Origin of the sequence: Ancylobacter aquaticus, from assembly GCF_004339465.1 — a bacterium.
Classification (GTDB): domain Bacteria; phylum Pseudomonadota; class Alphaproteobacteria; order Rhizobiales; family Xanthobacteraceae; genus Ancylobacter; species Ancylobacter aquaticus.
Window position 1 is genome coordinate 1,321,640 of the sequence record NZ_SMFY01000002.1, and the last position, 19,439, is coordinate 1,341,078.

16 protein-coding genes are annotated in these 19,439 nt (G+C 65.0%); 11 read left to right on the forward strand and 5 right to left on the reverse strand.

What is annotated here, in order from left to right; genetic code table 11:
- Nucleotides 1-17 precede the first annotated feature (17 nt).
- The 11 genes from EV667_RS15790 to EV667_RS15840 all read left to right on the forward strand — a co-directional run bounded on the left by EV667_RS15790 (nucleotide 18) and on the right by EV667_RS15840 (nucleotide 13,208).
- Nucleotides 18-1,286 (forward strand): Zn-dependent hydrolase, encoded by a 1,269-nt coding sequence (locus EV667_RS15790; protein WP_207907759.1) that lies wholly within the window; start codon nucleotides 18-20, stop codon nucleotides 1,284-1,286.
- 226 nt (nucleotides 1,287-1,512) lie between these two features.
- The gene (locus EV667_RS15795; RefSeq protein ID WP_131836239.1) at nucleotides 1,513-2,448 is read left to right on the forward strand and encodes a substrate-binding domain-containing protein; all 936 of its coding nucleotides are present in this window, start codon (nucleotides 1,513-1,515) and stop codon (nucleotides 2,446-2,448) included.
- Nucleotides 2,449-2,460: 12 nt separating this feature from the next.
- The gene (locus EV667_RS15800; RefSeq protein WP_245516179.1) at nucleotides 2,461-3,252 is read left to right on the forward strand and encodes an ATP-binding cassette domain-containing protein; all 792 of its coding nucleotides are present in this window, start codon (nucleotides 2,461-2,463) and stop codon (nucleotides 3,250-3,252) included.
- A 14-nt stretch (nucleotides 3,253-3,266) separates the two neighbouring features.
- Nucleotides 3,267-4,283 (forward strand): ABC transporter permease, encoded by a 1,017-nt coding sequence (locus tag EV667_RS15805; protein ID WP_131836240.1) that lies wholly within the window; start codon nucleotides 3,267-3,269, stop codon nucleotides 4,281-4,283.
- 7 nt (nucleotides 4,284-4,290) lie between these two features.
- The gene (locus EV667_RS15810) at nucleotides 4,291-5,391 is read left to right on the forward strand and encodes a phosphotriesterase family protein (protein WP_131836241.1); all 1,101 of its coding nucleotides are present in this window, start codon (nucleotides 4,291-4,293) and stop codon (nucleotides 5,389-5,391) included.
- Nucleotides 5,392-5,549: 158 nt separating this feature from the next.
- The gene (locus EV667_RS15815; RefSeq protein WP_165901620.1) at nucleotides 5,550-6,593 is read left to right on the forward strand and encodes an ABC transporter substrate-binding protein; all 1,044 of its coding nucleotides are present in this window, start codon (nucleotides 5,550-5,552) and stop codon (nucleotides 6,591-6,593) included.
- A 25-nt stretch (nucleotides 6,594-6,618) separates the two neighbouring features.
- Nucleotides 6,619-8,319, forward strand: coding sequence for an ABC transporter permease (locus EV667_RS15820; RefSeq protein WP_131836243.1), 1,701 nt, complete (start codon nucleotides 6,619-6,621; stop codon nucleotides 8,317-8,319).
- Nucleotides 8,320-8,413: 94 nt separating this feature from the next.
- Entirely contained in the window at nucleotides 8,414-9,535 is a 1,122-nt protein-coding gene (locus EV667_RS15825; protein ID WP_131836244.1) for an ABC transporter ATP-binding protein, read from the forward strand.
- Nucleotides 9,536-9,546: 11 nt separating this feature from the next.
- The gene (locus EV667_RS15830) at nucleotides 9,547-11,034 is read left to right on the forward strand and encodes an amidase (RefSeq protein ID WP_131836245.1); all 1,488 of its coding nucleotides are present in this window, start codon (nucleotides 9,547-9,549) and stop codon (nucleotides 11,032-11,034) included.
- Nucleotides 11,035-11,130: 96 nt separating this feature from the next.
- Nucleotides 11,131-12,219, forward strand: a complete 1,089-nt coding sequence (locus EV667_RS15835; RefSeq protein WP_131836246.1) for a LacI family DNA-binding transcriptional regulator — start codon at nucleotides 11,131-11,133, stop codon at nucleotides 12,217-12,219.
- A 143-nt stretch (nucleotides 12,220-12,362) separates the two neighbouring features.
- Nucleotides 12,363-13,208, forward strand: coding sequence for an SMP-30/gluconolactonase/LRE family protein (locus EV667_RS15840; protein ID WP_342636723.1), 846 nt, complete (start codon nucleotides 12,363-12,365; stop codon nucleotides 13,206-13,208).
- Between the two features lie 45 nt (nucleotides 13,209-13,253).
- Here EV667_RS15840 and EV667_RS15845 read toward each other — a convergent pair whose 3' ends face one another.
- From EV667_RS15845 to EV667_RS15865, 5 genes are all read right to left on the reverse strand, one after another.
- Entirely contained in the window at nucleotides 13,254-14,192 is a 939-nt protein-coding gene (locus EV667_RS15845; RefSeq protein ID WP_131836248.1) for a choline kinase family protein, read from the reverse strand.
- A gap of 23 nt (nucleotides 14,193-14,215) precedes the next feature.
- Nucleotides 14,216-15,184: a phosphotransferase family protein gene (locus EV667_RS15850; protein ID WP_131836249.1), complete on the reverse strand. Its 969-nt coding sequence runs from the start codon at nucleotides 15,182-15,184 to the stop codon at nucleotides 14,216-14,218.
- Nucleotides 15,160-16,464 (reverse strand): allantoate amidohydrolase, encoded by a 1,305-nt coding sequence (locus EV667_RS15855; protein WP_131836250.1) that lies wholly within the window; start codon nucleotides 16,462-16,464, stop codon nucleotides 15,160-15,162. Before EV667_RS15855 ends, EV667_RS15850 begins: the two co-directional genes overlap by 25 nt.
- A 171-nt stretch (nucleotides 16,465-16,635) precedes the next feature.
- Nucleotides 16,636-17,910: an ABC transporter substrate-binding protein gene (locus tag EV667_RS15860; RefSeq protein ID WP_245516180.1), complete on the reverse strand. Its 1,275-nt coding sequence runs from the start codon at nucleotides 17,908-17,910 to the stop codon at nucleotides 16,636-16,638.
- Nucleotides 17,907-19,421, reverse strand: coding sequence for an ATP-binding response regulator (locus EV667_RS15865; RefSeq protein ID WP_245516181.1), 1,515 nt, complete (start codon nucleotides 19,419-19,421; stop codon nucleotides 17,907-17,909). The genes EV667_RS15860 and EV667_RS15865 overlap by 4 nt, the downstream gene beginning before the upstream one ends.
- Between the last annotated feature and the right edge of the window lie 18 nt (nucleotides 19,422-19,439).

A 19,439-nucleotide genomic window follows, 5' to 3' on the forward strand; every position in this document is an offset into this window, starting at 1 on the left:
TGCTGAAAGGACGCGACGTGACAGACTTGCCGATGATCGACGCGCAACGCCTTTGGGACGCCCATATGGCACTTGCCGAGGTCGGCCGCATCCCGGGCGACGGGGTCTGTCGGCTGGCCGCATCGGTGGAGGACAAGGCAGGTCGCGACCTGTTCGCGCGCTGGTGCCGAGAGGCCGGACTGGTGGTGCGCGTCGACAGGATCGGCAACATGTTCGCCCGGCGGGCCGGGAAGGACGAGAGTCTGCCGCCCGTGCTGATCGGCAGCCATCTCGACTCGCAGCCCACCGGCGGCCGATTCGACGGCGCCTTCGGTGTGCTGGCCGGCCTGGAAATCGTCCGCACCCTCGATGCGGCCGGCATCGCCACGACCGCGCCGATCGAACTGGTGAACTGGACCAATGAAGAGGGCTGCCGCTTTCAGCCTTCGAGCCTCGGCGCAGAGGTTGCCGCCGGCCATATCGCGCTCGCCGACGGCCTCGCCGCGAAGGACGAGAACGGCATACGCCTTGGGGACGCACTGGAGGCCATTGGCTACCTCGGCACGGCGGATGTCGCGCTCAAGGCCCGCGCCTATCTTGAAGGCCATATCGAGCAAGGCCCGATCTTGGAGGAAAAGGGCGAGGCGATCGGCATCGTCGGGGGATCAATGGGCGTGAATGCCTACAGTGTCATCTTGATCGGCCGCGAGGACCATACCGGCACCACCCCGGTCCAGCGACGCAAGGACGCGCTGTTCGGCGCCGCGCGCTGCATCGCCGAAGTCCGCGCACTGGCATTGGATTTCGAGCCCAATGGCCGCGCCACCGTGGCGCGGATTCTTGCCGAGCCGAATGCCCGCAGCGTCGTTGCCAGCAAGGTGACGTTTACCGTCGACTGCCGCCACCAGGGCGAGGACGAACTCAACGTCATGACCGGACGGCTGCGCGAGATCATCGAGCGGATCAGCCATGAATGCGGCCTTTCCTTCACCATGGAACCCTATTGGGTGGTCCCTCCCCGCTCCTTCGACGCGACCTGCGTTGCCGCGCTGCGATCCGCTGCGGCGGCGCTGAACCTGACCTCGCGGCCGATGGTGAGCGGCGCCGGGCACGACGCGATACCCATCGCCGCCGTGGTGCCGACGGCAATGGTCTTCGTGCCCAGCCGGGACGGCGTGAGCCATCACGTCTCCGAATACACGACGCCCGAGCAGCTTGCCGCCGGCTGCAATGTTCTGTTTCGCGCCGCGCTCGAACTCGCCGTCATCGCCGATCCGGTAGCCGCCGATGACGCAGCGACACGTTGACTTGATTGAAGAATATTTACGCACATTGCTTTAATAATAAGCACGATACGGCCATTTTATTCAGAAGGTTCGATTGACACACTGAAAAAACTTTGGCAATTTTTTATGAAAGCGTTTTCGGCGAAATAATAAAAGATAGAACGTCTTTGGGTCATTTATTGACCGCGCGTATCAATGCGTAAACGCCGCTGCGTGACCTGTTGTACTAGCAACGTCAGAGGGTTCTATGAGAGTGAAATCGTTTATTCTGGGGCTGGGTGCGGCGTCCGCGCTGGTCCTGGCGACGATGCCGCCCGCCGCCGCCCAGCAGAAGCGTATCGCGCTGGTTCAGGCGCACCAGGAATCGCGCTTCCGCATCGACCTGAACAAGGGCGCGGAGGACAAGGCGAAGGAGCTCGGCTACACGCTGACCATCTATAACGCCAACAACAACCCCGCTTTGCAGAACGATGCGGTCGAAACCTATGTCAATGACAAGGTCGACATCATTCTCGTTCTGGCCATCGACGCCAACGCGATCAAGCCCTCGATCGAGGATGCGGTGGCCGCCGGCATTCCGGTGCTCGCGGTCGACACGGTGGTCGACGGCAAGAACATCTCCAATATCGGCGTCGACAACAAGGACGCCGGTCGCGATATCGGGCGGCGTGTCGGCGAATATCTGAAGTCGACCGGCAAGACGGAAGTCGGCACCGTCGGGGCGTTGAATTCCTTCATCCAGAACCTTCGGATGGACGGGTTCAAGGAAGGCCTGGCAGAAGTCGCCCCCGAGGCGAAGATCGTCGGCGGCGTCGACGGACAGAATGTCCAGAACATCGCGCAGAACGCCGCCGAGGCGCTCGTCGCGGCCCATCCCGACCTGTCCGTCATCTATGCCAGCGGCGAACCGGCACTTGTCGGCGCCATGGCGGCCATCAGGTCGCGGGACGCCACCGATCGTATCAAGCTGTTCGGGTGGGATCTCAATGCCCAGGCGATTCAGGCGATCGACGAGGGCTGGCTCGACACGGTGGTCCAGCAGGAAGCCTACCGCATGGGCGCCGCCGCCGTCTCCACCGCCGCCGACGTGCTGAACGGCAAGGACGTTCCCGCGACCGTCGGCGTTCCCGTTACCTTTGTCGGCAAAAGCAACGTGGACCAGTTTCGCGGTCGCTTCAAGTAGAGGGAGGCAGTGATGCTGCGCGAGAACAACGGCGCCCTGGCGCCTCGCCCACGCGTGGATATGCGGGGCATCACGAAGACCTACGGTCCGATCCGCTCGCTCCGGGGTGTCGATCTCTCCCTCGCGCCGGGCGAGGTGCTGGGTCTCGTCGGCGACAACGGCGCCGGAAAGTCGACCCTTACCAAGGTCCTGTCGGGAGCGGTCACTCCCGACGGCGGAACCATCTCCATCGACGGGGAAGAGGTTCGCTTCAACAACCCTGCCGATGCGCGCCGCAAGCGGATCGAGATGGTCTATCAGGACCTCTCCCTGTGCGACACGGTGGACGTCGCCGGCAACCTGTTCATGGGCCGGGAACTCACCCGGTCGTTCGCGGGCATTCCCCTGCTCGCTCACGATGCCATGCATGAGCGGGCGCGGATCATGCTTCAGGGGCTAGGCATTCGCATCCCCGACACGCACGCTTTGGTCGGCAATCTCTCCGGCGGCCAGCGGCAGGCCATCGCCATCTCGCGGGCGATCTCGTTCGAGCCCCTCGTGCTCATCATGGACGAGCCCACCGCCGCGCTGGCGGTCGCGGAAGTCGAGGCAGTGCTGGAGATCATCCGCAATGTCAGCAAGATGGGCGTCAGCGTCATCCTTGTGACCCATCGCCTGCAGGACCTCTTCCTCGTCTGCAACCGCATAATGGTCATGTACGAGGGCACCAACGTCGCCACGCCCGAGGTCGCCAGCACGAGCCTCTCCGAAATCGTCGAGTTGATCGTCGGCCACAAATTCGAGGCCGCATCGGCCCGCGCCTAGTAAGGGAAGTGAGCATGCCCCGCGTCTCCGCGACCGAAGCCGCCAGTTTGCGCTACGTGAAGCAGTCCTTCTGGAAGGACGCCCTGACGAACCACCCCGGCGTGATCAGCATCGCCGTGTTCGTGCTCGTCGTTGCCACCACCTTTTCGATCATCACCGACAATTTCCTGACCGTTCACAATCTGCTCGCCGTGCTTCGGCAGGCCGCGCCGCTCTGCATCGCGGCGGCGGCGATGACCTTTGTCATCACCACCGGGGGCATCGACCTGTCGGTGGGGTCGGTGGGTGCCGTCGCCGGCGTGCTCGCCTCGACGGCGATGCACGGCTGGGGCGTGCCGGTGCTGCCGGCGATCATGCTGGCGCTTCTGGTGGGCGCGTGCATCGGCTCCGTCCACGGCTATCTGATCGCCTTTCAGGGAATCCCGCCCTTCATCGTCACGCTGACATCGCTGTTCATCTATCGCGGCGTGGCGCTGCTGCTGACCGAGGGCTACTCGATCCCCATTCCCTCCGACAGCATCCTCGCGTTCCTCGGCCGTGGGTGGGTGCTGGGCATTCCGATGCCGGTGCTGCTCGCCGGCGCCACGCTGGTGGCCGCCTATATCGCGCTCAACCACACGCGCTTCGGCCGTTATGTTGTCGGCGTCGGCTCGAATGCGGAAGGTGTCCGCCGCTCCGGCGTCAGCATTCGCAAGGTCCGCACGCTCGTCTACATCTGGAGCAGCGTCGCGGCGGCGGCCGCCGGCCTGATCCTCACCGCCCGGCTGGGCAGTGGGTCGGCCAATCAGGGCGTGATGTTTGAACTCGACGTCATCGCCGCCGTCGTTCTCGGCAGCACCAGCCTGTTCGGCGGGCGCGGCTCCATCGTCGGGACCATCCTCGGCGTGCTGGCGATCTCGATGATCGTCAATGGCCTGATCCTCGCGCATGTCTCGCCCTACTACACCCAGATAGCGACCGGCCTGATCATCATCCTGGCGATCTGGTTCAACACCTGGCTGCTCGACCGCCCCGCGCGGCGGGTGGGCTGAGGTCGAGATGTCCGCGGGATCGATCTTCCGTCACCCGAACCCGCTGCCGGTTGGCGTCGACAGCGGGCACGCGATGACGGTTCTCGGGCCCGTTCCCGTCGCGAAACTGGGCGTTACCCTCACCCATGAGCACATTCTGCTCGACGCCTCGAAGAAATGGCGACCGCCCTGCACCTGCTCGCAGATGGGCTTTGCCGAGCGGCCGGTCTCCCAGGACATGCTCGGGGAACTCCGGCTGAACCCGATCGGCAATCGCGACAATTGCATGCTTCTGGATGTCGCTCTCGCCATCGACGAGCTAATGATGTTCCGGGAACTGGGCGGCGAGAGCCTGGTCGACGCCACCAATGTCGGCGTGGGTCGCGATCCGGCAGCGCTTCAGCGTATTTCGCGCCGCACCGGACTGAACATCATCATGGGCTCGGGCTTCTACCTCGAACCCTCGCATCCGGACTATGTCCGCGAGGCGTCCGTCGAACAGCTTGCCGAGAAGATCATCCACGATGTCGGCGGCGGACCGGAGCAGCCCGCCGTCATCGCCGGCCTCATCGGCGAGATCGGCGTGTCGCCCGAGTTCACCGCCGAGGAGGAGAAGTGCCTGCGGGCGGGTGCGCGCGCCGCCGCGCGCACGGGCGTGCCTCTCTCGGTGCATCTGCCGGGATGGCTGCGCCTGGGTGAGCGCGTCCTCGACATCACGGAGGCGGAAGGCGCCGATCCCCGCCACACCATCCTCTGCCACATGAATCCGAGCGGGGAGGATACCGACTATCAGCATCGCCTGGCACGCCGGGGCGTGTTTCTCGGCTACGACATGATCGGCATTGATTTCTTCTTCGCCGAGAAGAACACGCAGGCACCCTCGGACGAGCAGAACGCGATCGCCATACGCCGGCTGATCGATGCCGGCTTTCTCCAGCAGATACTCATCTCCCACGACGTCTTCCTGAAGATGATGCTCGTCCGATATGGCGGGCATGGATACGGGCACATCCTGCGCAATTTCGTTCCTCGCCTTCGCCGGCATGGCGTGAACGACGAGCAACTCGAAACATTACTGATCGAGAATCCGAGATACGTCTTCTCACGCAGAGAGACGGCCGCGGCGTGACTGCAACAAGCCGGTGTCCAGCGATGATGACGTCATAAGAAGGTCGAGCAACTCAAGCGGACCACGATCAAACCTCCAGAAATCACGCTCTTTCAAAGGGGAACTACATGAACACGACACGGATTAACGGAATTGCGGTAGGTGCCGCATGTCTGCTCATGGTCGGAGCCTCCGGCGCTGTTCGCGCGCAATCGGCCGAGCCGGCCGCCTGCCCGTCGCCGACGGAGGTGCAGGGCTTCCTCACCTGCGCCGATGTCGACGCCGCCAAAAAGGAAGGCGCCGTCGTCCTTTACGCTCCTGCCGGGCAGGAGCAGCAGCTTGCCGTCCTCAACGAGTTCAACAAGCTCTTTCCCGACATTCGCGTCCAGTCCATCTGGGCACAGACCGGCGCGCTCTTTGCCAAGGTCGAGCAGGAAGTGAAGACCGACAACACGCTGGTCGACGTGCTCGTGCTGTCGGACCCCACGCTGCTGCAGACGATGCAGAAGAACGACATTCTGTCGCCCTATGTCTCGCCCTCGCTGCAAGACATCGCCGACGTGAATGTGCAGAGCAAGCCGAAGGGCTATTGGACGTCGTGGGGCCTGGTGGCGACCACGCTCGTCTACAACACCGATACGATCGGCGAGAACCCGCCCAAGACCTGGAAGGACCTGATCGGCGACAAACGCTTCGCCGGCCGCAAGGCGAGCCTGAAGAACGCCACATCCGGCCTCCAGTTCGCGCAATGGGCCACGCTGGTCGATCTCTATGGCCGTGACTTCTGGGTCGAGGGAGTTGCCGGGCTCAATCCGATCGCCTTCGATTCCTTCACGCAGCAGTTCGACCGGCTCGTCGGTGGCGCGGATATGATGGCGATCAACGGCCAGATTTCGGGCGCCATGCAGTACATCGAGAAGGGCGCCCCGCTGGAAATCCTCTATCCCGAGGACGGTGTGCCGGCGACCCTCGAAGGTGTCGGCGTGGTCAGGACAGCCCCGCACCCGCAGGCCGCGCGCCTTCTGGTCGACTACCTCCTCTCCAAGAAGGGGCAGGAAGTCATCGTCGAGAAGATGCAGTATTTCTCGCCGCGAAAGGACGTTGCCGCGCCTCCCGCCGCTCGCGCGCCCGAGAACGTGAAGTTCCTCGTTCCCGACTGGGACGCCATGGCCGACCGTCGCAAGACCTTTGAAGCCGACTGGCGCAAGGTCCTCGGTCAATAACTCCCCCTGACGGCGAAGGGTTGTGATGAACGTGTCGTTGGTGAATCGCCTCAAGGGCGGCTTGTCGTTCCAGCAGATCGTCGCCTATGCCGCGCTTCTGGTCGTGGTCCTGTTGGTCGCCTACCCCATGGCCTTCCTCGTGGAAGTGGCCTTGCGGGTCAGCGAACCGAACGCGGAAGCACGCTACGGGCTGGATAATTTCGCCCTCATCTTCACTTCGCGAAATCTCGACACGATCTTCAACACGATCTTTCTCGCCGTCGTCTCCACCGCCATCGCCATTCCATGCGGCTTCCTCGCCGCATGGATCGTCTATCGCACCGACATTCCCGGAAAGCGCTTTTTCGAGCGCCTCATGGTCATTCCCTACTATGTCACGCCGCTGGTGCCGGCACTGGCATGGCTGGCCCTCGCCGCTCCGCAATCGGGACTGATCAACCAGATCGCCACCCGGCTTGGCCATGAGGGGCCGCTCATCAACATAACGAGCCTGGTCGGCATCGCCGTGGTGATGGCGTTCACCGGGGCTGCGGTCGCCTTCGCGATCATGGGCGCCGCAATGCAGCTGCTCAATCCGGCGCTGGAGGAATGCTCGCAGGTCTTCGGTGCCTCGAAACGACAAACTCTCTGGCGGATCACGATCCCGCTCATGCGGCCGGCCATCCTCAGCGCCACGATCTTCGTGCTGGCGGAGGGACTGGGCGCCTTTGCCGAACCGCTCATCCTGGGCGCGACCGAGAATGTCCAGACGATCAGTACCCGGATCTATCTGCTGGCCGGCTCCTATCCGCCGGCCTACGGGGAGGCTGCGGCGCTCGGCATTTCGCTTCTGCTCATCGTCATCCCTCTGATGTTTGTGTATTTCCGCCTGCTCGACAATCGCGACTTCGCCACCGTCACCGGCAAGGCCTACCGCATGGCCAGGATCGAAACCGGGCGCTCGCGGATGGGGCTCTTCAGCCTCGTGATGCTCTACGTTTTTGTTGCCGTTATTCTTCCGGTGCTGATGCTGGTCGTCAATTCGCTCCAGCGCCTGTCGACGGTCTACTTCTCCACCTCGGTCTGGACCTTCGACAATTACGTCAAGGTGCTTTCCTCGGCGGACCATTGGGGCAGCATCGTCAACAGCCTGATCCTCGGCGTCTCCACCGCGACCACGGGCCTCCTGCTCATGGGCTTCGTTGTCTGGGTGATCTACCGATCGCCACTGCCCCCGCGCATCGGCCGCTTCGTCGAATATGCGGTGATGGTGCCGGTAGCCATTCCGCGACTGGTCTTCGCCTTCGGGCTGCTGTGGGCCTGGCTTCAGTTCCCCGGCAAGATGTACGGAACGCTCTGGCTGTTGTGGCTCGCCTATCTCACCGTCTTCCTGCCACTGGGGGTGCGCGCCATCGCCAGCGTCGTCTTCCAGCTCGACAAGAGCCTTGAGGAGGCGGCCCGGGTCACGGGAGCTTCGCGGTTCTATTTCCTGCGGACGGTGACAATCCCGCTGCTCAAGCCAGGCCTGATCGCGACATGGACGCTGCTCTTCATCGTCAGCGTGCGCGAGTTGGGCGCCTCCGTCCTGCTGGTGGGGCCGAACTCCAAGGTGATCTCGCCCTCGATCGTTGAAGCGTACCAGGTCATCGGGCGGGAGCAGGCCGCCACACTGGCCGTGATCCAGCTCGTGGTGCTGCTCCTCGCTCTCATGGTGATGCTGCGTTTCACGCGGACGGAAGTCCGATGAGCACGGGCAATGTCGCGCTTTCGCGGCGAGCACCGTCTGTCGCGAGGCCGCCGGCCCCGCTCGCAGATCGTCTCAATCCATAAGGACCGGCCACATGGCGACACCCACCACCGCCGTTGCGGACAGCGATGTCCTCGTTGAGGTCACCGATCTCGTCATCCGCTATGGCAGCTACACCGCCGTCCACGGTGTCAGCTTCCAGATTCGCCGGGGCGAGTTCCTCACCCTGCTCGGGCCGTCCGGTTGCGGAAAAACCACCATCCTGCGCTCCATCGCGGGGCTGGAGCGGCCGAGTTCCGGCGAGATCCGCATCGACGGCAACATCGTCTATTCCTCGAAGCTGGGCATCGAGGTGCCGGCGGAAAAGCGCAACCTGTCGATGGTGTTCCAGTCCTACGCCATCTGGCCTCACCTCACCGCCTTCGAGAATGCCGTCTACGGCCTGCGGGTGCGCAAGCGCCCCAAGGAGGAGATCAAGCGCCAGGGTGACTGGGCGCTGGATGTGGTGCGCATGAAACAGTTCGGCGAACGCCGGGCCTCGGCCCTGTCCGGCGGCCAGCAGCAGCGCATCGCGCTGGCGCGCGCCGTCGCTTTTTCGCCCAAGGTCATTCTCTTCGACGAGCCGCTGTCCAATCTCGATGCCAATCTGCGGGTGCAGATGCGCCACGAAATCAAGGACCTCCAGCGCAAGCTCGGCGTGACGTCGATCTATGTCACGCATGATCAGGAAGAAGCGCTGACGATGTCGGACCGCATCATCGTCATGTCGAGCGGCCAGATACAGCAGGTGTCGGCGCCGGAGCATCTCTATAATTTCCCCGCCAACAGCTTCGTCGCCAATTTCATCGGCTCGGCCAATCTGGTCGAAGGTCGGGTCGATGACGCCACCCGAGCGGGGGATCGTGTGGATTTCGTCACCGCGTCGGGCACCCGCGTCCACGCGACCGACAGCCGCCCCCCCGGATATGACGGCGAGGCGCTGCTCGCGCTGCGGACGGTCTACCCGCAGCTCGCCGCCGGAGCCCAGACCGTGAGCCCGAACAGCTGGGCCTGCCGGATCACGCAGGCGACGTTCAGCGGTGACTTCATCGAGTACACGGTCGCCGCCCCCTGGGGGCCCGTCGTGGTGCGGCGTCCGCCATCCGAACGCTTCGCGCTCGAAGACCCGGTGGTCCTGAGCGTTGCGCCGGCCAACTGCGTCATCATCGCGCGATAGGAGACGGCTGAATGAGCACCCATGAGGAAATTGCCTATTTCAGCATTGCCGAGCTGCACCGGCATTATCGCGCCGGCACGTTGTCGCCGGTCGACGTGGTCGATGCCTGCCTGGCCATGATCGAGACCCGCGACAAGGCCATCAACGCCTTCGTCACCGTCACCGCAGAACTCGCCTATGAGACCGCCCGGCGGCAGGAGGCGCAACTCTCGAAGCACGAAGGCGCGTTGCCCCGTCTGTTCGGCGTCCCCATCGGGCTGAAGGATCTGTCGGATTCGATTGCCGGGGTCCGCAACACCTATGGCTCGCGTGCCTTTGCGGATTTCATAGCACCCCGGACAGCCGATCACGTGACGCGGCTGCTCGATGCCGGCGCCATTCCCATAGGCAAGACCAACACATCCGAATTCGGCCACAAGAACACGACCGACAATTACGTGGTCGGCCCCACCAGTACGCCGTTCTCGATCGGCCACAATGCCGGCGGCTCGTCCGGCGGGAGTGCGGCAGCGGCGGCGGCGGGCATGGTGTCGATCGGGCTGGGCTCGGACGGCGGAGGATCAATCCGCGTTCCCGCCGCAGCGTGCGGGGTCTACGGGTTCAAGCCGACCTTCGGCCAGATTCCCTGGGTGAACCGCCCCAACGCCATGGGTACGCTGGCGCCGTTTACCCATAAGGGGCCGCTCGCCCGCAGCGTTGCGGACGCCATTGCCATGGTCGATGTCATGGGCCAGCCTATGGCCCGAGACCCTTTCGGTCCGGCAGCCGCGAAACCGAGCTATATCGCTGCCCTCGATGGAAGCCTGAAAGGGCTGAAAGTCGGCTTTGCTCCGACGCTCTGCGAACTCGTTCCCCATCCCGATGTCGATCGGAGAGTGCGGACAGGTGCGGCCGCCTTTGCCGAGGCCGGGGCAGAGGTCGAGGACATAGGCACTGCGATTGCCTATCATTACGCCGACATCGAGCGCATATGGGCCGGGCTTTACGATGTCTTCGCGGCCGACACGGCGCGAGGGCTGCGCGGGCTGGACTTCGACATCGATTCACCCCAGCGCGAGTTGCTGAGCCCGAGTCTGCTGACGCTCATCGAGCGTGGGATGTCCATGTCAGCCATGGACTTCCAGAGCTACAATCATGAGCGAAGCGGGGTCATGGATGCCGTCGAGGCGCTGTTTGATCGCTATGACCTGATCCTCGCCCCGACCAACCTTGTGGCGGCGATCCCCAACGTGGAAGCCTTCGGCGAGACATTCGGCCCCCCGCGCATCGGCGACCTCGCGGTCAATCCGACCATCGGCTGGAGCCTTACCTATCTGTTCAATCTCACCGGCAACCCTATCGCCTCGGTGCCGGTGGGGTTCTCGCCCGAGGGCGTCCCGGTGGGCATGCAGATCATCGGCCCCCGCCACGGCGATGCTGCCGTGCTTGCGGCGAGCGCAGCCTTCGAGCGGCACATGCCCTGGCATGATTCCTACGCCAGACTTGGGCATTCGCGGTGAGCGCGGTCCGGTTCGTAGCGGCCTGCAAGCGGTTTTCCGGTACGGCTGTAGCGCGGTAATGCACTATGATGACTATTATTGTTCAAGGATAAGCGCATGGCGAAATCCGTACCCCGCAGCCCGCGGAGCCTGCGCGACCGAACCGTCGGCCTGGAGGATGTCGCCCGGGCGGCCGACGTGTCCATGGCCAGCGTATCGCGGGTCCTCAACGGTTCGGCCAAAGTCAGCGATGCCATTCGCGCGCGGATCGAACGAGCCTGTGCGGAACTCGGCTACGTGCCAAACGGCGCCGCTCGCGCCCTGTCGTCGCGTCGCACGCGGGCGATCGGCGCTGTGGTGCCGGCAATAGAGAATAGCGGCTTCGCCATCGCGGTCGCCGCCCTCCAGAAGCGCATCGAGCAGGCCGGCTATACGCTGCTGCTCGCCAGCAGCGGCTACGACCCCGAGGTGGAACTGCGCGAGGTGACGGCGCTGCTCACCCACGGCGTGGATGGGCTCGTCCTTGTCGGGGACCAGCATCACCCCAGCCTGATGCCGATGCTGAAACGCATGGGAACGATCTTCGTCGAGACATGGACGCTGTCGCCCAACAGTCCCTGCGTCGGGTTCGACAATGAGAAGGCGGCCGGCCAGGTCATCGATTATCTCGTGGGCCTGGGGCACACGGCGATCAGCACCATCATGGGCCGCCCGCAGATGAACGACCGCGCCGCCGCCCGCGTGGCCGGCGTCGAGGCAAGCCTGCGACGCCGGGGGCTATCGCTGTGTTCGCAGTTCGTGGTGGAGCACCCCTTCAGAATTCTCGATGGGCGCCTTGCCATGAGAGCCCTGCTGTCGTCGGACCCCTGCCCGACCGCCGTGGTCTGCGGAAACGATCAACTCGCCTTTGGCGCCCTGATCGAAGCCGCTTCGCTGAACGTGTCGGTGCCCAACGACATCTCGATCACCGGCTTCAACGATCTCGATTATGCGGCGCACCTTGTCCCGCCCTTGACCACGTTGCGCATCCCCGTCGAGCAGATTGGTGCCATGGCCGGCGACTATATCGTGCGCCGGCTGCAGAACGAGCCCATCTTGCCCATGGCCGAGGTCGAGGTCAGCCTCATCGTACGCGGAAGCACGGCCCCCCCGCCCGGCAAGGCGGCAGCCTCGCGCCGCAAAAGCCGCATCCCTCTCGCCGACTGACCGCACGAATTCGTCCCGCGCCGCCGGTCCCAGCAGGAGACACCATGTTTGCTCCACCGCCCTCCATTGTCGCGGAAACATTCGCCCGCCTGCCGGACGATCTACGCCTTTCCGGCCGGCGGTCGGCCTGGCTCGACACGCATTTGCGCGGCGCGTCGCGCCATTCACTGCTCGAAGGCCCCTCCTTCGACCGTGAAGGGCGGCTCTATCTGGTGGATGTCGCCTTTGGCCGTGTGTTCCGCGTGTCAACGGAGGGCATGTTCACGGTCGTCGCCGAATATGACGGGCAGCCCAACGGACTCAAGATAAACGCCGACGGGCAGATTTACATCGCGGATCACAAAAACGGTCTGGTGTTGCTCGATCCGGATTCCGGACGTGTTTCAACTGTCTTGGGTGAATCACATGACGGGCCTTTCAAAGGGCTGAACGATCTGTTCTTTGCCTCGAACGGCGATCTCTATTTCACCGATCAGGGCCAGAGCGGCCAGCAGGACAGGTCAGGGCGCGTTTTCCGTTGGCGGGCGTCGGGTCATCTCCATTTGGTCATGGATGGGATACCAAGCCCGAACGGGATCGTGATGAACCGCGACGAGACGTGCCTCTATGTCTGCGTGACGCGCGACAACGCTGTCTGGCGGCTGCCCCTGCTGTCGAATGGAGACGTGTCGAAGGTCGGCGCCTTCATCCGGATGAGCGGCGGCATCGGCCCGGACGGGCTTGCCTCGGACATTGCCGACGGCCTGGCGGTGGCCCACATCGGCCTCGGCGCGGTCTGGATATTCAATGCGCGCGGCGAGCCGACGCTTCGCATCGACATGCCCGAAGGCCTGTCCCCGACCAATGTCGCCTTCGGTGGCGCCGACGGCCGCACGCTCTACATCACGGAGGCCGACAGCGGCTCCATCGTGACCGCCCGGGTTTCGGCGCCGGGACGGCCGATGCACGGAGGACCGACGCGGTTTACGGACACAGAATCGGCGACATGAACCGGCATCCCCGGCCTCGCGGCGCGCGCGGCCGCCCGGTTGCGGTCAGAGCCATCTGAGCCAGGCATTCCAGTCGGGATGGTGAAACTGGTTCCGCGCCCGCATGTACTTCCACATTCCGTATTTGTGGAAGTCGAAGTCGAGGCTGGAAACGGCTTCCTGGATCATCGCCCAGGTCGACCATTTGAGGTCCGCGAGACCCTTCAGCACATTGATCCGCGCCTCGACTTGCCGGCTGACATGACCGAAATAGGCTTCGGTCATCTCCCGCTCGATGTCGCGGGGAAACGCCATTTCATCGAACCAGCCGGCGAGTTCATAGGCGCGCTCATTGTTCGAGGCGTACTCAAAATCGACGATCACCACCTCGTCGGCCTCGTCGATCATGAAATTGCCGGCCAGCGTGTCGTTCATGCAGGGCACGAGGTCCATGCCGGAGGCAAGGAACGCCGCCTTGGCCTCGGCGCAGCGCTGCATCAGGAAGGGCTGGTCGGCCGGCAGGCGGCCGCCGACCTCGCCTGCCTGGGCCGCGTGCTCCTCGATCATGTCGAAGATCGTCTTGGTGAGCCCGAGCGGGGTGCTGTCATTGAAGGCGTGCAGCGCGCGCACCGCGTTGCGGCGAACCGTGGGCCGCAGGAAGTCGAGGGTGGACGAGGCGCGGAAACCCTCGACGAAGACGAAGATCTCGACGCCGGCCTCGGGAAGGAAATCGACGACTTCCACGCCGAAGCCGCTGGCATGCGCCCTGCGGCTCGCCTCATGCGCCGCCATCCGGTCGATGAACATCTCGGTGCCGCGCCCCGGCGCCTTGAGGAAGAAATCGCGCGGGCCCCCCTCGTCGATCCGCCAGTTGGTGTTGCTGATGCCACCGGCAACCGGCCGGTAGCGCAGCGTCCGCCCGTGCCAGCGCGGCGCCCGGGCGAGAATGGCTTCCAGTTCGTGCTCGGCGGCGGTTTCCGCCGCGCCAAGGGTCTTCCAGGACATCGCGGCCTTCTCCCTCGCCCCGGCTACAGCCGGCGGAGCCATGTCTCGAAACCGCGCGTGGCGACCTTTGAGTGCGCGTGCGACAGACGCCAGGTTCCATATTTGTGGAATTCGATGCCGCGCCGGGGCGTCGATGCCGCGCGGGCGAGGCCCCACAGGCCCCACATCGTGTCGTCCACGATGCCGTAGAGCCGGCACCTGTTCAGCACGCGCTCGTCGCACGCGCCGGCATAAGCCTCGATCGCCTCGCGCTCGTCCGCCTCGAAACGGCAAGCCTCGTTGATCAGGGCGCCGACGTCGAACCAGCGGTCATTGTCGCCGGCGAGGTCGAAATCGACGAGAAGGGCATCCCCGGTTTCGTCCTGCAGCATGATGTTCGAGGCGACGCCGTCATTGTGGCAGAAGGTGAGGTCGATTCCGCTCGCCTCGATCGCCTGCTGGATCAGCGCGCAACTGGCGACGAGGCGCTCCGTGTCGTCGGGCAGGAGGGCGCCGGAGGCGGCAACCTCGGCAAAAAGCGAGGCGAGCCGCTCGAACGGATCGAAGCGCACGCCGGTCGGCCCGCCGTCGTGCAGGGCCTGCTTCGCCGTGAGAACCCTGCCGAGGACCGCCGGGTCCTGCAGATCGCCGACACGGGCATAGCGCCACGGCGTGTCGAGGAAGGCGAGCGCAAGGACACCCTCCGCCTCGGCGACGACATCAGGGGCAATGCCCAGCCCCGCCGCGTGCCGTGCCGCCTGCGCCGCATGGGGGACGATATCGGCGGCGCAGTCGGCGTGCCGGATCTTCAGGAAGAGACGGGACCCGTCGTCGAGGTCGAGACGAACGCCATCGGAGGCGACGCCGCGATGCATCGGCGATGCCACCGGGGCGGCGGCGAGGGCATGGGAGCGGACCCGGCCGGCAAGGTCGGGCAGGAGCACGAGCGCGGCCTCAACACGGACCTCAAAGGGGAGAGTGGAAGCGATCACCGCACTGATACCCCGTTCCATTGCGCTGCCCGCTCCGCCACTCCGTCCGATCGGCACAGGCGCAGCGCCGCTTCCAGAAGGACGCAGAAACCCGCCTCCATAGCGTCCGGTGCGGTGTATTCGCGCTCGCTGTGAGCGATGCCGCCAGCGCTGGGCACAAACACCAGGCCGGTGGGGCACAGGCCCAGCAGGCTGAGAGCGTCGTGGCCGGACACTGTGTCCAGTTCGATATGCGGCAGGCCGAGCGCGTTGGCGCAGGCCACCACGAGGTCGCGCACCTCGCCCGGCAGCGGCCGGCCCGGTCGATCGGCCCGCTCGCACCTGCCGATGGCCACCCCCGCGCGCGCCGCCGCGTCCCGTACGGCCTGGGCGGCCAGCGCGCCGGCCTCCCGCAGGATGCCGTCCTCAACCGCGCGGATCTCGGCTGACAGGCTCACCTCGCTCGGCACGACATTGGACGAGTTCGGCCGCACGATGAGGCGACCCACCGAGGAATGCACGGCGCCGGGCCATCGGTCGGCGACCGCCCGTATCTCCGCGATGAGATAGGCCGCCGCCAGCAGGGCATCCCGCCGGCGCGGCATGGGGGTCGGGCCGGTATGGGCCGGCTCGCCGTCAAATCGTATGTCGAACTTGGCAGCGCCCCAGTTGCGGCGGACGATGCCAAGTGGGACCCCCGCCTGCTCCAGCGTCACGCCCTGCTCGACATGGAGTTCGAGGTAGCAGGCCGGCATCTTCGGTGGCGCGTCGCTGCCGCTCTGGCCGATCGCGGCGAGCGCCTCACCGAGCGAGACATCGTCATCATCGGTGCGGGCGAGAGCATAGGCGGCATCGTGCCGGCCGGCGAAGAAACCGCTTCCCAGCAGGCTCGGCCGAAACCGCGCCCCCTCTTCGTTGGTCCAGTTTACCGCGCAGAAATCGGCCGAGAAATCCGCCCCTGCCCGCTTATCGGCGATGAGGGCTTCGCCGACGGCGAGGGCTGCCGCCACGCCCAGCGCACCATCGAACCGCCCGCCATTGGGTTGGCTGTCGAGATGAGAGCCGAACATGACAAGCGGCGCGTCGTCCTGCGGCGCCAGCGAAAACACGCCATACTGGTTGCCAACGGCGTCAATGCACACCGTCCCCCCCGCCTGCCGCACGGCGAGATCGAACACGGCGCGCGCCTCCCCGTCGGCCGGGCTGCCGCACAGCCGGTGGACGCCACCGGCCGGCGTCGCGCCGCAGGCGGCGAAGGCGATGAACAGTTCATGGAAGCGATCGCTCGCGGGATCGCGCGGAAGCAGAGGGGGGACACTCACGGTATCGACGTTGGCTGTTCTGGAAGGGGCGTGCGACTGGCACCGGGACGTCTAGTTGAAACACATATCTAGACATTTGCAACAGTCATTACCCCGTCCCGGCCTCGGATCGGGGCGGCTCGCCGACAGGCGGGGTCTGCAACCGGAACTGTACGATGCGACGCGGCGGATTCAGAGACCGACGAGACCACGCGGATTGGACGACGCCACCGGCCTGGCCGCCGACACCCGGCTGCTCATCCAGGGCGGATAGACGAAGCGTTCGGTATTGTAGGGCTCCGGCGCGATCATGGAGAGCGACTTCCGGAAGTCCTGGATCTGATAGAAGATGTGCGGCATCCCAAGCGAGGGATCGTGCGTCACCACGGGATAGGGAACCACCGCCTGCCAGTCGGGATGATAGCGGATTGTGCCGTGGACGCTGCGGTAGATCATGCCCTTGAGGGCAAAGGCGACCTTCCGGTTCTGCTCGAAATCGCCCGGCGGGCCGGAGCCACCCGCCATGGCGGCGGCGACGGCGTAATGATGCATGTTGCTGTAGGACTGGCACCCGATCGTGGCCGTCGACCCCTCGCCGAAGCGCGCATTGTAGCGGGCCTCGAAACGCTTGCCCATTTCATCGCGAAGAAGGCCGATCACCGAGGAAACGATGACGCCGTCGCTGGCCTCCTGGGCAATGTCGTTGAAGGTGCGGTGCATGGCGCCGTATTGCAGATAGACGATGCAATCCATGGGGTTGGCGCGGAACTGCCGCTGGAAATGCGCGAGGTCGACCGCATAGAAATGGGTATTCGCAATCACGGCAGGATTGGTGGAGCGCACTTCCTCAATCACATCGCGCCAGTGATGCGTCGGCGTCTGGACGATCCTCGGCCCGAACGCCACCTCCCAGCCGAAATCGGCCGCTGCCTTCGCCATGGAGTTGGCAATGACGATACTGTAGGGCTTCGAGCCCGAGATGATGGCGATCCGGTTGGAGTGGGGCGTCCACTGGCCGGAATCGCGCAGCCAGGAAATGAACTTAATGAATCCGGGCCCGTACCAGTAATCGGCCGGATCCGCCATGAAGCAGCCGAAATAACGCGCGGGATCGCTCATCACGGTGTCGTGGTGCTGCAGCAGCGTATTCGAATGAACGTAGATGATGCCGGCGTCCGCGATAGGCTCGTACTCGGAGTTCTGGGGCCCGATATTATAGCCGTTGATGATCGCGTGGACGTTGTGCTTCTCGATAAGCCAGCGCGCGGCACTGACGACCTCCTCTGCCGTCTGGCGGCAGGTGTCGGCGAAGATCGGCTGAATCGGCCGCCCGAACAGCCCGCCGCGGGCATTGAGTTCCTCAACGGCGAGGATCATGCCCTTGCGGAACTCCGCGCCATCCGCCGCCGAAGGACCGGTGAGCGGCACCATGCTGCCAATGGGCACAGGCTGGTTATGCGCAGTCACGTGAGGCTTCTCCTGGGCTGGACCGCCGCCGGCTCGCCGACATTCACCAGCGAGGGCTCGAACAGCAGATTGTGCATCAGCACGCGCAGCCGCGGCGGGCTGACCGGCTTGACCAGCACCGGCAGGCCGGCATTGCGGATGATCTCGATGACGCGTGGCTCGGCATCCGCCGTCACGATCATCGCCGGCACCTTGGCCCCGATGGCGGCGCGCAGCCTCTCCACCACGTCGACGCCCATGCGCGCCTTGAGGTTATAGTCGGCGACGATGAGGCGCGGCGACACCCCGCTTTCGATGAGCCTGATGGCGTCCGCCTCGTCCGCCGCCGGGTGCACCTCCATGCCCCAGCGCTGCAGCAACTGGGTCATGGTGTGCCGCAGGATGTCGTCATCCTCGACCAGAATGACCGGCGTTCCGACGAACTCGCCGGCGACCGTCTCGCTAATCTCGATCTCGTTCGCCTCGCTGTGCCAGATGTTTCCGAGCGGCACTGTGACGGAGAATATCGAGCCGCGCCCGACGTGGGAGCGGAGGCGAATGGGAAGCTCCAAGAGGTCGGCCAGGCGCTTGACGATATTGAGCCCGAGGCCAAGGCCACTCTTCTGCGCGCGCTGGTCTTCCGCGCGGAAGAACTCGTCGAACACGCGTTCCCGGTCCTCTTCGCGGACGCCACGCCCCGTATCCACAACCTCGATCCGCAGGCCGTTGGCCTCGCGCCGGCAGCCGACGACGATGCCGCCCACTTCGGTGAAACGCACGGCATTGGCGACAAAATTGCTCAGGATGCGCTCCAGCAGGGCGCGGTCGGTGGCGATCGTGCCACGCGGTGGGACGAAGACGAGGCGCAGCCCCTTCTCGCGCGCCTGATGGCGAAACTGCACATCGAGGCGCTCGAACAATTGCGAGAGCTGGAACGAGGTGATGCGCGGCTCGACGCGGCCAGCGTCGAGCTGGCCGATCTGGAGGAGAGCGCCGAGCAGATCCTCCATGATGGAGGTCGCGATGCCCATGGCGTGCAGCATGTCGGAGCGGTGCTCGGCATCCTCTTCGCGCAGGCAGTTGTAGACAAGGATCTTGAGCGAGGCGAGCGGCTGGCGCAGATCATGGTTCGCCGCCCGCAGGAAGCGCGACTTGGCCTCATCCGTCGCCTCGGCGGTTTCCTTGGCGAGTTGCAGCGCACGCTCATTGCTCTTGATAGCGGTGACGTCCGAGAACGACATGGTCATGCCGCCAGAGGCGGTCGGCGCCTGAGTCAGGTTCAGCACGCTGCCGGTGGCGAACAGGTAATCCTCGCTGCGCTCGGTTGCGAATGCCGCAATCTGCTGGCGCTCCCATGCGTCGGGCTCGACCGGCAGCACGCATTCGCTCGCATGCGCCATGGTGGCGACGAACGCCTCGAAATCCATGCCGAGGGAGACCGGCAGGTCCCAGCTGCGCCGGAAGCGCTCATTGGCATAGAGCAGCCGCCGCTCGCGGGACCAGACGAGGATGCCGAAGGGGGCGACGTCCAATCCGGCGAAAATCTCGCC